The 11,929-nt window shown below is 71.3% G+C and carries 15 protein-coding genes; 5 read left to right on the top strand and 10 right to left on the bottom strand.

Annotated elements, in window-relative coordinates; translation table 11 throughout:
• Position 1: 1 nt before the first annotated feature.
• Positions 2-1,516: an apolipoprotein N-acyltransferase gene (lnt, locus tag ACTWQJ_RS34315; protein ID WP_443310376.1), complete on the top strand. Its 1,515-nt coding sequence runs from the start codon at positions 2-4 to the stop codon at positions 1,514-1,516.
• Here the strand turns inward: lnt and ACTWQJ_RS34310 are convergent.
• Positions 1,410-2,345, bottom strand: coding sequence for a Gfo/Idh/MocA family protein (locus ACTWQJ_RS34310; protein WP_443310375.1), 936 nt, complete (start codon positions 2,343-2,345; stop codon positions 1,410-1,412). The genes lnt and ACTWQJ_RS34310 overlap by 107 nt on opposite strands.
• Before the next feature lie 200 nt (positions 2,346-2,545).
• Between ACTWQJ_RS34310 and ACTWQJ_RS34305 the strand changes: the two genes are divergently transcribed.
• Together ACTWQJ_RS34305 and ACTWQJ_RS34300 are read left to right on the top strand one after the other, a co-directional pair.
• Entirely contained in the window at positions 2,546-3,058 is a 513-nt protein-coding gene (locus tag ACTWQJ_RS34305) for a DinB family protein (RefSeq protein ID WP_443310374.1), read from the top strand.
• 112 nt (positions 3,059-3,170) lie between these two features.
• A complete protein-coding gene (locus ACTWQJ_RS34300) occupies positions 3,171-3,653 on the top strand; it encodes a hypothetical protein (RefSeq protein ID WP_443310373.1) in 483 nt (160 codons plus the stop codon).
• 103 nt (positions 3,654-3,756) lie between these two features.
• Here ACTWQJ_RS34300 and ACTWQJ_RS34295 read toward each other — a convergent pair whose 3' ends face one another.
• The 7 genes from ACTWQJ_RS34295 to ACTWQJ_RS34265 all read right to left on the bottom strand — a co-directional run bounded on the left by ACTWQJ_RS34295 (position 3,757) and on the right by ACTWQJ_RS34265 (position 9,799).
• Positions 3,757-4,278 (bottom strand): hypothetical protein, encoded by a 522-nt coding sequence (locus tag ACTWQJ_RS34295; protein ID WP_443310372.1) that lies wholly within the window; start codon positions 4,276-4,278, stop codon positions 3,757-3,759.
• A 115-nt stretch (positions 4,279-4,393) separates the two neighbouring features.
• The gene (locus ACTWQJ_RS34290; RefSeq protein ID WP_443310371.1) at positions 4,394-5,086 is read right to left on the bottom strand and encodes a uracil-DNA glycosylase; all 693 of its coding nucleotides are present in this window, start codon (positions 5,084-5,086) and stop codon (positions 4,394-4,396) included.
• Between the two features lie 81 nt (positions 5,087-5,167).
• A complete protein-coding gene (locus ACTWQJ_RS34285) occupies positions 5,168-6,751 on the bottom strand; it encodes an ABC transporter substrate-binding protein (protein WP_443310370.1) in 1,584 nt (527 codons plus the stop codon).
• A 210-nt stretch (positions 6,752-6,961) separates the two neighbouring features.
• On the bottom strand, positions 6,962-7,720 hold the full coding sequence (locus ACTWQJ_RS34280) for an SDR family oxidoreductase (protein WP_385781693.1): 759 nt from the start codon (positions 7,718-7,720) through the stop codon (positions 6,962-6,964).
• Between the two features lie 14 nt (positions 7,721-7,734).
• Positions 7,735-8,496: a 3-oxoacyl-ACP reductase FabG gene (gene fabG, locus ACTWQJ_RS34275; RefSeq protein ID WP_385515343.1), complete on the bottom strand. Its 762-nt coding sequence runs from the start codon at positions 8,494-8,496 to the stop codon at positions 7,735-7,737.
• Positions 8,497-8,630: 134 nt separating this feature from the next.
• Positions 8,631-9,047, bottom strand: a complete 417-nt coding sequence (locus ACTWQJ_RS34270) for a DUF3037 domain-containing protein (protein ID WP_443310369.1) — start codon at positions 9,045-9,047, stop codon at positions 8,631-8,633.
• The gene (locus ACTWQJ_RS34265; protein WP_443310368.1) at positions 9,044-9,799 is read right to left on the bottom strand and encodes a HipA family kinase; all 756 of its coding nucleotides are present in this window, start codon (positions 9,797-9,799) and stop codon (positions 9,044-9,046) included. Before ACTWQJ_RS34265 ends, ACTWQJ_RS34270 begins: the two co-directional genes overlap by 4 nt.
• A gap of 154 nt (positions 9,800-9,953) precedes the next feature.
• On the opposite strand from ACTWQJ_RS34265, the gene ACTWQJ_RS34260 reads away from it, so the two are divergent.
• On the top strand, positions 9,954-10,367 hold the full coding sequence (locus ACTWQJ_RS34260; RefSeq protein WP_443310367.1) for a Rieske (2Fe-2S) protein: 414 nt from the start codon (positions 9,954-9,956) through the stop codon (positions 10,365-10,367).
• A gap of 3 nt (positions 10,368-10,370) precedes the next feature.
• On the opposite strand, the gene ACTWQJ_RS34255 is transcribed toward ACTWQJ_RS34260, so the two are convergent.
• Positions 10,371-11,012 carry a cysteine hydrolase gene (locus ACTWQJ_RS34255; protein WP_443310366.1) on the bottom strand — a complete coding sequence of 214 codons (642 nt, stop codon included), beginning with the start codon at positions 11,010-11,012 and terminating at the stop codon, positions 10,371-10,373.
• Between the two features lie 112 nt (positions 11,013-11,124).
• Here ACTWQJ_RS34255 and ACTWQJ_RS34250 point away from each other — a divergent pair, with 112 nt between their 5' ends.
• Positions 11,125-11,592, top strand: a complete 468-nt coding sequence (locus tag ACTWQJ_RS34250; RefSeq protein ID WP_443310365.1) for a pyridoxamine 5'-phosphate oxidase family protein — start codon at positions 11,125-11,127, stop codon at positions 11,590-11,592.
• A gap of 9 nt (positions 11,593-11,601) precedes the next feature.
• Here ACTWQJ_RS34250 and ACTWQJ_RS34245 read toward each other — a convergent pair.
• Positions 11,602-11,929, bottom strand: a 328-nt coding sequence (locus ACTWQJ_RS34245; RefSeq protein ID WP_443310364.1) for a LysR substrate-binding domain-containing protein, incomplete at its 5' end; no start/stop codon positions are given.

Raw genomic sequence — 11,929 nt, 5'->3', positions numbered from 1 at the left:
CGTGGCGGCGGGCGCCCTGCCCATGCTCGCCTTTCCCGCCCCGTCCCTGTGGTGGTTCGCCTTCGTCGCCCTGGTCCCGTGGATCCTGCTCGCCCGTTCCGCGCCGACCGGGCGGCGGGCGCTGTACGACGGCTGGTGCGGCGGCTTCGGCTTCATGCTGGCCGTGCACCACTGGCTGCTGCCGAACCTGCATGTGTTCACGTTCGTCATCGCGGCGCTGCTCGGTGTGCTCTGGGCGCCCTGGGGGTGGCTGGTGCGGCGATTGCTCTCCGGAGTGCCGTCGCCGGGCCGGATCACGGCCGCCCTGCTCGTCCTGCCCTCGGGCTGGCTGGTGGCGGAGCTGGTCCGTTCCTGGCAGGGACTGGGTGGGCCGTGGGGCATGCTGGGCGCCAGTCAGTGGCAGCTGGAACCGGCGCTGCGGCTGGCGTCGGTGGGCGGGGTGTGGCTGCTCAGCTTCCTGCTGGTGGTCGTCAACGTCGCCGTCGCCGTCCTCGTCGCGGTGCGCAGGTCGCGGGTGCCCGCGGTGGCCGGTCTGCTCGCCACGGCGGCGGTCGGCTCGGCGGCGTGGATGTGGTCGCCGCGCCCCGAGACCGACGGCCATGTCCGGGTGGCGGTTGTGCAGCCGGGGGTCGTGGGCGGCCCCGACCGCCGGTTCGACCGCGAGGAGCGGCTGACCCGACAGCTCGCCGGGCAGGACGTCGACCTGATCGTCTGGGGCGAGAGCAGTGTCGGCTTCGACCTCGGCACCCGCCCCGACCTGGCGCAACGCATCACGGCACTGTCACGCGAGACCGCCGCGCCGATCCTGGTCAACGTCGACGCGCGGCGCTCGGACCGGCCCGGCATCTACAAGAGCTCGATCCTGATCGGCCCCGACGGCCTGACCGGCGAACGCTACGACAAGATGCGGCTGGTCCCCTTCGGCGAGTACGTCCCGGCCCGCTCGCTGCTCGGCTGGGCGACGTCCGTCGGCGAGGCGGCGCGCGAGGACCGCAGGCGGGGCACCGCGCAGGTGGTGATGGACGTGGGCGACGGGCTGCGGATCGGCCCGATGGTCTGCTTCGAGTCGGCGTTCCCCGACATGAGCCGCCACCTCGCCGAGGACGGCGCGGACATACTCGTCGCCCAGTCGGCGACGTCCACGTTCCAGCAGAGCTGGGCGCCCGCGCAGCACGCCTCGCTCGCCGCCCTGCGCGCCGCGGAGTCCGGCCGCCCGATGGTGCACGCGACGCTGACCGGCGTCTCCGCCGTCCACGGACCGGAAGGGCAGCGGATCGGCCCCTGGCTCGGCACGGACGCGAGCGCCACGCAGGTCTACGAGGTGCCGCTGGCCGACGGTGTCACGCCGTACGGCCGCTTCGGCGACTGGCCGGTGTACGGGGCCGTGCTGGTGCTCGCCGCCCTCGGCGTCACCGAGGCGGCGCTACGGGCCCGGCGGCCGCGCCCGCACGCTCCAGGACCGCGTGTACCACCCGCTCGCACAGCTCGTGAGTCGCCAGCGCGTCCCGGGCGCTGAGCAGCCGGCCCGCGCGCACCGCGTCCAGGAAGGCCAGCACCGCCTGCTCGATACCGCGCTGCCGGGCCACCGGCACCCAGTCCCCGCGCCGTCGCACCGTCGGCTGCCCCTTGTGGTCGATCACCTCGGCGAGGTTGAGCACCTGCCGCTTGGTGTCCTGCCCGGAGACCTCCAGGATCTCCTCGGCGGAGCCGCTGAGCCGGTTCATGACACCCAGCGCGGTGAAGCCGTCGCCGGCCAGTTGCAGCACCACATGGTGGACCAGCCCGTGCTCGGTCCGGGCCCGCACCGTCACGTCGTCGATCTGGCCCGGCACCAGGAAGCGCAGTGTGTCGACGACGTGGATGAAGTCGTCGAGGATCATCGTGCGCGGCTCCTCCGGGAGCCCGATCCGGTTCTTCTGCATCAGGATGAGCTCGCGCGGATGCTCGGCGCACTGCGCGTACGCCGGCGCGTGCCGCCGGTTGAAGCCGACGGCGAGGCTCACACTCCGTTCCTCGGCGAGCGCCACGAGCCGTTGGGAGTCGGCGAGTTCGTACGCCAGCGGCTTGTCGACGTACGTCGGTACGCCCGCCTGGAGCAGCTCGGTGACGATCTCGGGGTGCACGTCGGTCGGCGCGTGCACGAAGGCGGCGTCGAGGCCCTGGTCGAGGAGGCCGTCGAGGGTGGTGTGCCGTTGGGCCGGCGGCAGGTGGAGGCTGTCGGCGACTCGGGCGAGGGTCGCCGGGGTGCGGGTCTGCAGGTGCAGGTCGACTCCGGGCTGGACGGCGAGTACCGGCAGATATGCCTTCTGCGCGATGTCGCCGAGTCCGATGCAGCCGACCTTCACTGGTTCTCCTCTACCGCCCGCCTGCGCCTGTTCCGACGGAAGCATACGGCTGCTGCGTCTGCCGCCGGGCGGCGATGCCGCCGAAGCTGCGCAGGAAGAGCGCCGGTCCCGCCTTCGACAGGGCGGCCACAGCGGTATTGCGTACGGGGCCGCTCGTGAAACTCCTCGAGGAACCGGCGGAGTTGGGACAGGATGCGCATATGACGACCGAGCGCCGTGAGCCTGCCCAGAACGCCGACGAACGCACCATGCTGGAGGGATGGCTGGAGTACCACCGGCAGATCCTCGCCCTGAAGTGCGAGGGGCTGAGCGATGCCCAGCTCAGGACCGCGTCCGTGGAGCCGTCCGAGCTGTCCCTGCTGGGGCTCGTGCGGCACCTGGCGGAGTGCGAGCGAGGCTGGTTCCGCAAGGTGCTGGTGGGCGACGACCCGGGGCCGATCTACTACACCGAGGAGGACCGCGACGGCGAGTTCCACCTCACCGAGGCGGACACCTGGGAGGAGGCGTACGCCATCTGGCAGGCCGAGATCGAGATCGCCCGGCGCAACGCGGCCGGCTTCGCCCTGGACGACCTGTCCAAGGGCCGCAGCAGGTTCACCGGCGAACCCTTCAGCCTGCGCTGGATCTACACGCACATGATCGAGGAGTACGCGCGCCACAACGGCCACGCCGATCTGATCCGCGAACGCATCGACGGTGCCACCGGCGACTGACGTCACCCTCGCCGGGCCCGCGCCCTTCGTACGAGGGCGGGGATCACCCGTCCGGAGCAACCTGCGCTCGTCCGCTGGGCCCGAAGGGCCCGGAAGCAGCAGAGTTGCGCGGGTGCATCGAACGACGACCACCGCAACGCTCCTGGTCACCGTGGCTGTCTCGGCCCTGGCCGGCTGTACGACGGTCCAGGGCCCGCCTGTGGCCGGGCCGCCGACGGCGCCGTCCCAGCTGTCGCCGGCCGGCCCGGACGGCCGGACCGAGCCACAGATCGTGCAGGCGTCGGCCCGTGAGGCGCTGGAGCTCATCGGCCCGTCCCGCCGGCCGCAGCCCGCGGCATCCGCGACGCCGAGCCGTACGGCCGCCTCGACGACGCCGCCGGTCCACCAGCCGCCGACGCCCCGCCCGCAACCCAGCCGACAGTCCCGACCGGAGCGTTCGGAGCCCTGGCAGTCGCCGCATCCGGTCATCCGGCTCCCGGACGTGTCGGACACCCTCCGGGACACCACGGATGTGTGCGCCCTCGGCAGGAACTACGGCGGCTGGCGGCCGGACAGCGCCGAGGCGGTGATCTGCGAGCGGACGTACGGCCGTTGACAGGCACCCCGCAGCTGCGCAGTCGCGCCGCTGGGCAGGGCGCCGACAGGGCCGCTGCCGCCCCGGCAGAGGCGCCAAGGCCACGGCCTGGGCGGCCCGGGCGCTAAGGCCGCTGCCTGGGTGGCCCCCACGTCGCCCCGCCGGCCGCCCCGTCCTCGCCCAGTCGTAGCGCCAACCGCCCGATCGCCGCGCGCACTCCCTCCCCGTAGCTGTCGTCGCCGAGGGCGTCGGCCGCGCCGCGGGCCCGGTGGAGATGGGTGCGGGCGGCCTCGGAGCGGCCGAGCTTGACGTAGTCGGCGGCGAGATTGAGGTGCAGGGAGGGGTAGAGGGCACGGACGGCGAGGGCGCCCTCGTGTGCGGCGAGCCGGTCGTCCGTGAGCTCTTCGGCGGCCGTCAACGCCCGCAGGTCCCAGGCCAGTTCGTCCGATGGGTCGTCCTGGGTGTCGGCCATGTAGTGCGCCAGCGTGCACCGGTGCAGCGGGTCACCGTCCTCGCCGATCTCCGCCCACAGTTGCAGGAAGCGGTGCCGGGCCTCCTCGCGGTCGCCCGCGTGATGCAGCATGACGACCTGCCCGATCCGCGTCATCACGGCATCCGGCGCCGCCTGCTCCTGTCGCTCCGCCACCGCACTCTCCCAGCACTCACCGACGTCCGATCCGTCCCGACGCTAGCGGCAGCCACCGACAATCACGGCGAGGCGGGGCCGACCCACAGGACCGGCCCCGCCCGGGCCTCCGAGGTCAGCCCAGGTCGCCCAGGTTCGGAATACGCCAGTCGACCGGCTCGTGCCCCTGCGCGGCGATCGCCTCGTTGATCTGCGTGAACGGGCGGGAGCCGAAGAACTTCTTGGCCGACAGCGGCGAGGGGTGTGCACCCTTCACCACCACGTGCCGGCTCTCGTCGATCAGCGGGAGCTTCTTCTGCGCGTAGTTCCCCCAGAGCACGAAGACCGCCGGGTCGGGCCGCTCTGCCACCGCGCGGATCACCGCGTCGGTGAACTTCTCCCAGCCCTTGCCCTTGTGCGAGTTGGCCTCGCCGGCGCGGACCGTGAGCACCGCGTTGAGCAGCAGCACACCCTGCCGGGCCCAGGGCATCAGATAGCCGTTGTCCGGGACCGGCAGGCCGAGCTCTTCGTGCATCTCCTTGTAGATGTTGCGCAGCGAGGGCGGGGTCTTCACCCCGGGACGCACCGAGAAGCACAGGCCGTGGCCCTGGCCCTCGCCGTGGTACGGATCCTGGCCGAGGATCAGGACCTTCACCTGCTCGTACGGCGTGGCGTCGAGCGCGGCGAAGACCTCCTCGCGCGGAGGGTAGACGGGCCCCTTCGCCCGCTCCTCCTCGACGAACTCCGTCAGCTCCTTGAAGTAGGGCTTGTGCAGTTCGTCGCCCAGGACCCCGCGCCAGGACTCGGGCAGCATGGCGATGTCGGTCACGTCAACTTCCTTACGGTGTGCGGTCGCTTCCAGAGCACAGAACCTACCGGCGACCACTGACAATCGACGCAGCGGACGGCCTCACCAGCTGGTCTTGCGGTACAACTCCCACACCATCATGATCGTCGACGGGTCCAACGCGCGCTCCCCGCCGGAGATCTCCTCGCTCGCGGCGACATACTGCTTACCCTGCCACAACGGCAGCAGGCGCGCGTCGTCGACGAGGATCTCCTGGGCCTCCTCGAATTCCCGCTCCACCTGGGCGCGGTCGCTCTCCTGGCGGGAGCGGGGCAGCAGCACCTTGGTGATCTCGGGCGCGGGGTACGGCGTACCGAGGGCGTTCTCCTCGCCGACGAAGGGCGCGATGTAGTTGTCGGCGTCGGGGAAGTCGGGGAACCAGCCGCGGCCGAACACCGGGTACTCGCCCTTCTGGTAGCCCTCGACGTACGTCTTCCAGGGCCGGCTCTTGAGGGTGATCTCGAACAGGCCCGAGGCCTCCAGCTGGCGCTTCAGCTCCTTGAACAGAACGGCGGTCTCGGAGCCGTAGCGATCGGTGGTGTACCAGAGGGTGAGCGGGACGGGCTCGGTGATACCGGCCTCGGTGAGGATCGTGCGGGCCTTGTCCGGGTCGGGGTCGCCGTAGTTGTCGAAGAAGCCCGTGGTGTGGCCGGTCAGGCCCTTGGGGACCATCGAGTACAGGGGGTCGACGGTGTCCTTGTAGATCCTGTGGGCGATGGTCGGCCGGTCGACGATCTGGGCGATGGCCTTGCGTACCGCAGCGTTGCCGGCCCACTCGTCCTTCGGGTTGAACACCAGGTAGCTGATGTCGGTGCCGGCGCCCTCGACCAGTTGCAGCGTGTCGGAGTCCTCGCCCTCCAGGGCGACGATGTCGTCGGCGGCGAGGCCGCGGTAGGTCACGTCGATGCGCTGCTCCCGCAGGGCCTTGACCATGGTGCCGGAGTCCTGGAAGTAGCGGATGGTCACCGCATCGTTTCTGCGCTCGGCGAAGCCCTTGTAGCTGTCGTTCCGGACGAGTTCGGCCTGACTGCCCTCGTCGTACGCCTCGAGCGTGTACGGCCCGGACCCGGTGACCCCGGCGTCCTCGCGCAGGGAGTCGGCCGGGTAGTCGTCGGGGTCGACGATGGACATGGCCGGGGTGGCGAGCACGAACGGGAAGGTGGCGTCGGCGGTCTTCAGGTGGAAGACCACCTCGCGGTCGCCCAGCGCCTGCACCCGGTCCAGGCTGCCCAGCAGCCCGGCGGGCCCGCCCGGCGCGTTGATGGCGGTGATCCGGTCGATCGAGTGCTTGACGGCCCGCGCGTCGATCGCGCCGCCGTCGGAGAACGTCAGGCCCTCCCGCAGCTCACAGCGGTACGCGCGGTTGGTGCCGTCGGTGAACGCACAGCTCTCGGCGGCGTCGGGCTGGGGCGTGGTGGCGCCGTTGGGGTAGCTCAGCAGCGTCTGGTAGACGTTGCGGAACAGCTCCCAGGAGCCGTCCCAGGAAGCGGCCGGATCCAGTGTGCTGGGGGCGCTGGTGGTCCCCACGACGATCGGCCCGTCGTCACCGGTCTCGCCGTCCGAGAACAGGCTGCATCCGGCCACCAGGGATATGGATGCGATCGCGGCCAACTGCCGCAGGCCTCGGTTCCGGTTGAACACGCGCACACTCCTCGATCTGCCATACCAAGGGTCGGCAGACCCTATCGCAGTGCTCGGGCCGGCTGAACCGCAGTTGCGCGAGGTACTTGATCAGCATCGTGATGACGACGTTGTCATCGCCCTGTGGAGTGCCTGTACGTGGACAGGGGCGCCGTTTCCGTCAACGGATCCACATCCCGCCGACGGAGCCGACGCCCCTGTGTGTCCTCGGCCCGGTCAGCCCACGCCGGCGTTGAGGAAGATGCCGCCGTCCACGACGAGCGTCTGGCCGGTGATCCAGTCGGCCTGCGCCGAGGTGAGGAACGCGGCGGCGCCGCCGATGTCGGAGGGCACGCCGAGCCGGCCCAGCGGGTAGGCCGCGGCGGCCTCCGCCTCGCGGCCCTCGTACAGGGCCTGCGCGAACTTGGTCTTCACGACGGCCGGGGCGATCGCGTTGACCCGCACCTTGGGCGCGAACTCGTGCGCCAGCTGCAGGGTCAGGTTGATCATCGCGGCCTTGCTGATGCCGTACGCGCCGATGAAGGGCGAGGCGGAGACGCCGGCCACGGACGCGATGTTGACGATCGCGCCGCCGTTGTCCTTCTGCCAGGCGTGCCAGGTGCGCTGGGCGAACCCGAGCGCCGAGACGACGTTGGTCTCGAACACCTTGCGCGCGACATCGAGGTCGAGGTCGGCGATCGGCCCGAACACCGGGTTCGTACCGGCGTTGTTGACCAGGTAGTCGACCCGCCCGAAGGCGTCCATCGTGCGCTCGACGGCGACGGCCTGGTGGTCGACGTCGTGGGCCTTGCCGGCCACGCCGATGACCCGGTCGGCGCCGAGCTGCTCGACGGCCTCCTTGAGGGCGTCCTCGTTGCGGCCGGTGATGCACACGCGGTCACCGCGTGCCACGAGCGCCTCGGCGACGCCGTAGCCGATGCCGCGGCTGGCGCCCGTGACGAGCGCGACCTTGCCCGAAAGCTCCGGGAGTTCCATGGAAGTGATCCCCTTTAGTCGAGCGGTCCGCCGGCCACGTACAGCACCTGGCCGGAAACGAAGCCGGCCGCGTCGCCCGTGAAGAAGGCGATGGCGTTGGCGATGTCCTCCGGCTCGCCGACACGCTGTACCGGGATCATGGAGGCGGCCGCGGCCTTGAAGTCCTCGAAGCCCATGCCGACGCGTTCGGCGGTGGCGGCGGTCATGTCGGTGGCGATGAAGCCGGGGGCGACGGCGTTGGCGGTGATGCCGAACTTGCCGAGCTCCTTGGCGAGGGTCTTGGTGAAGCCCTGCAGACCGGCCTTGGCGGCGGAGTAGTTGACCTGGCCGCGGTTGCCGAGGGCGGAGGACGAGGAGAGATTGACGATCCGGCCGAAGCCGGCGTCGACCATGTGCTTCTGGCAGGCCCGGGACATCAGGAAGGCGCCGCGCAGGTGCACGTTCATGACGGTGTCCCACTCGGCGACGCTCATCTTGAACAGCAGGTTGTCGCGGAGCACACCCGCGTTGTTGACGAGGATCGACGGCGCGCCGAGCTCCTCGGCGATGCGCGCGACGGCGGCCTCGACCTGTGCCTCGTCGGAGACGTCGCAGCCGACCGCGATGGCCCGGCCGCCCGCGGCGGTGATCTTCTCCACGGTGTCCTTGCAGGCGGCCTCGTCGAGGTCGAGCACGGCGACCGCGCGGCCCTCGGCCGCCAGGCGTACGGCGGTGGCGGCGCCGATGCCGCGCGCGGCACCGGTGACGACTGCGACCCGCTGCTCAGTGGTGGACATTGCTGCTACTCCTCGCCCTTGGATGCGGCTCAGCGGCACGCTCTTCGGTGAGCGACCGCTTAGTACCTTCAGCAGACGTGACGCTAGAAGCCCTGGCACCCGGTGTCAACGGCCCATCGGGTGCATGTGATCCATCACCTCACCAGCAGGTCGAGCAAACGCTCCGTCTCGGCCGCCGGATCGGCGGTCAGCCCGGTGTGCACCGGCCCGGGCTGCACGACCGTCGAGCGGGGCGCGATCAGCCAGCGGAAACGGCGTCCCGCGTCGTCACCGGCCGCCTGCCCGGCCCCCTCCCCGCCGCCGCACACGCTCTCGACGGCACGCAGCGCGGCGCGTACGCCGGCCACGTCGGCCTCCGGGTCGAGGGCCAGCAGCCGCGCCTCGTCGAGGTGCGTGCGGGCGCCGACGTACGCCTTGGCACGGCAGTACACGAGCACCCCCGCGTTGATGCACTCGCCGCGCTCGACGCGCGGCACGACCCGCAGGAGGGCGTACTCGAAGACGTCCCGGCCGCCGCCCTGGCCGGCCCTGGTGATGTGGCGCTCGCTCACTTGACCCCCTGAACGCGTTCATGGATGACGGCGGCGCGCGCGAGCAGTGGTCGCGCGTAGGCCCGGCGCAGGTCGTCCGGCGTGTCGAAGCCGGGCTCGCCGGTCAGCCACGCGTCGGGAATCTCGGCGGTGACCTCGGCCAGCAGTTCCTCGGTGACGAGGGGCGCGAGAGCGGCGGCGGCCGCGGTGGTGTCCGGGGCGAAGGAGCGCAGGGCGTGGTCGGAGGCGTCGTAGGGCCGCAGCGCGGAAGCTTCGGCGCCGGGCCAGTTGTGGTGCCAGATCATGGTCGCGCCGTGGTCGATGAGCCACGGCTCGCCGTGCCACATCAGCAGGTTGGGGTTGCGCCAGGAGCGGTCGACGTTGTTCACCAGCGCGTCGAACCAGACGATCCGCCCCGCTTCCTCGGGGCTCACCGCGAAGGCGAGCGGGTCGAAGCCGAGCGCGCCGGACAGGAAGTCCATGCCGAGGTTGGTGCCGCCGCTGGACTTCAGCAGCTCCTGCACCTCCTGGTCGGGTTCGCCCAGCCCCAGCAGCGGGTCGAGCTCGACCGTCACCAGGCGCGGCACCCTGAAGCCCAGCCGGCGGGCGAGTTCGCCGCAGACGACCTCCGCCACGAGTGTCTTGCGGCCCTGGCCGGCACCGGTGAACTTCATGACGTACATCCCGAGATCGTCGGCCTCGACGAGCCCCGGCAGCGAGCCGCCCTCACGCAGGGGCGTGATGTAGCGGGTCGCGATGACTTCCTTGAGCATCGCCCCAGGTTACTGGGGGCGTTCGGGACGGTTGGGGCGCAGGCCGTCGGCTCTGGGCCTCTATCGGGTGACGAACCGCGTGGCGGCTGAACCGGGGCCGGTCGCGGCCCGTACTGCTGGACATCACATGACGACCGCAGAAGGGAACCCCAGCATGGCCAGCGAATCGCATCACTCCGTGTCGGGACCGGCCCGCCGTACCGTGATCGCGGCGGCCGGGGCGGCGGGGCTCGCCGTCGCGCTGACCGCGTGCGGGTCGGGCGACGACTCGTCCGAATCCGGTTCCGGCACCGTCCTCGGCAAGACCTCCGACATCCCCGAGGGCGGCGGGAAGGTCTTCGGCGGCGTGGTGGTCACCCAGCCGGCGGCGGGCGAATTCAAGGCGTTCTCCTCCAAGTGCACCCATCAGGGCTGTGCGGTGAAGGACTTCAAGGACGGGGTCATCATCTGCCCCTGTCACGACAGTCGGTTCTCCGCGACCGACGGCAGCGTGCAGAAAGGTCCGGCGACCCAGCCTCTGCCCGCCGAGGAGATCACCGTGGAGGGGGACGAGATCAGGATGGCGTGACGGTCAGCGCCGGCGGGGTCCTTGGCAGCAGCCCAGCACCTCGTCGGTGGTCGCGAGGGTGGCGACCAGGGCGAGGGTGTGCCGGATCATCGCGGGGGTGTAGTCGGCGGGCACCCCCGCGATGGCGTCGGTCGGCACGACGGCCGTGTAACCGCGGTTCACGGCGTCGAAGACGGCGTTGGGGATCGCGACGTTGGCGGAGACGCCGGTGACGATCAGGGTGCGGCAGCCGAGGTTGCGCAGCAGCGCGTCGACGTCGGTGCCCTGGATGGGCGACAGTCCGTGCAGCCGGCGTACGACGACGTCCTCCTCGGCGACCTCGATCGGGGGTGCGACGCGCACCGCCGTGGTGCCGGACAGCTGCTGGACGGGGAGCCGTTCGGCGGCGCGGAACAGCCGGGCGTTGTGACTGGCGCCCCGTCCGTCGGGGCGGCGTTCGGCGAGGGCGTGGATGACCTGGATGCCGCTCTCGTGGGCGGCGGCCACCAGCCGCGCGATGTTGGCGAGGGCGCCCGAGGAGCGGGCCTGACGGGCGAGTTCCGGCAGCGCGCTGTCCGGGCCGACGACGCCCTGCTGGCACTCGACGGTGAGGAGCACGGTGACGGCGGGGTCGAGAAGTTCGCCGAGGTTCTCGTACGACGACATGGTTCCCCCTCGGGGTGGGAGCCGGTGAGGTCAGCCACCATTGCACGAGGACGGAAGAAGCTCCATTCTTTTCTGACATACCGTCAGGTGTTGTTCTGTCGAGGGGAATCGCATGACAGTCACTCAGCGCCGGGGCCGCAAGATCATGATGACGCCCGGTGAGCTGGACGAGTTCCTGACCAGCCAGCGCACGTGCCGGGTCGCCACGGTGTCGGCCGACGGCGCCCCCCATGTGAGCACGCTGTGGTTCGCTTGGGACGGCACCTCCATGTGGCTGTACTCCGTGGTGCGCAGCAGGCGGTGGGCCGATCTGCGGCGTGATCCGCGGGTGGCCGTCGTGGTCGACACGGGCGAGGAGTACGACGAACTGCGCGGCGTCGAGCTGTCCGGGACCGTCGAGTTCGTGGGCGAGATCCCGCGCACCGGCGAGCTGCACGCCGAACTCGACGTCCCGGAGACGCTGTTCGCCCGCAAGAACTTCGGCCTGGAGGAGATGCCGCACGACGGGCGGCACGCGTGGGTGCGGCTGACGCCGGGGAAGATCGTCTCCTGGGACTTCCGCAAACTGGGGTCGTCGTAGGGCGCCCGCTCAGCTCGCGCCGACGCTCTCCCCCGCGGCCCGCAGTGCCTGCACTGCCGCCCGGATCGACGGGCGGCGGTCGGCGTCCGCCCGCCAGACGACGTAGACATGCCGGCGCACCCGCTGCCTCAGCGGCACCGTGACGACCCCGGCCGGCATGGGATGGCGGCCCAGCAGCGGGGCGATGCACACGCCGAGACCGGCGGCGACCAGCCCGAGCTGGGTGTGCGTCTCGGCCGCGCGGTGGCCGACGATCGGCTCGATGCCCCGCGACCGCAGGGTGAACATCAGCCACTCGTGGCAGAACTCGCCCTCGCCCCAGGTGATCCACTCGTCC

Origin of the sequence: Streptomyces sp. KR55, from assembly GCF_052245645.1 — a bacterium.
Lineage (GTDB): Bacteria > Actinomycetota > Actinomycetes > Streptomycetales > Streptomycetaceae > Streptomyces > Streptomyces flavusporus.
This window is presented reverse-complemented; position numbering and strand designations above follow the sequence as displayed.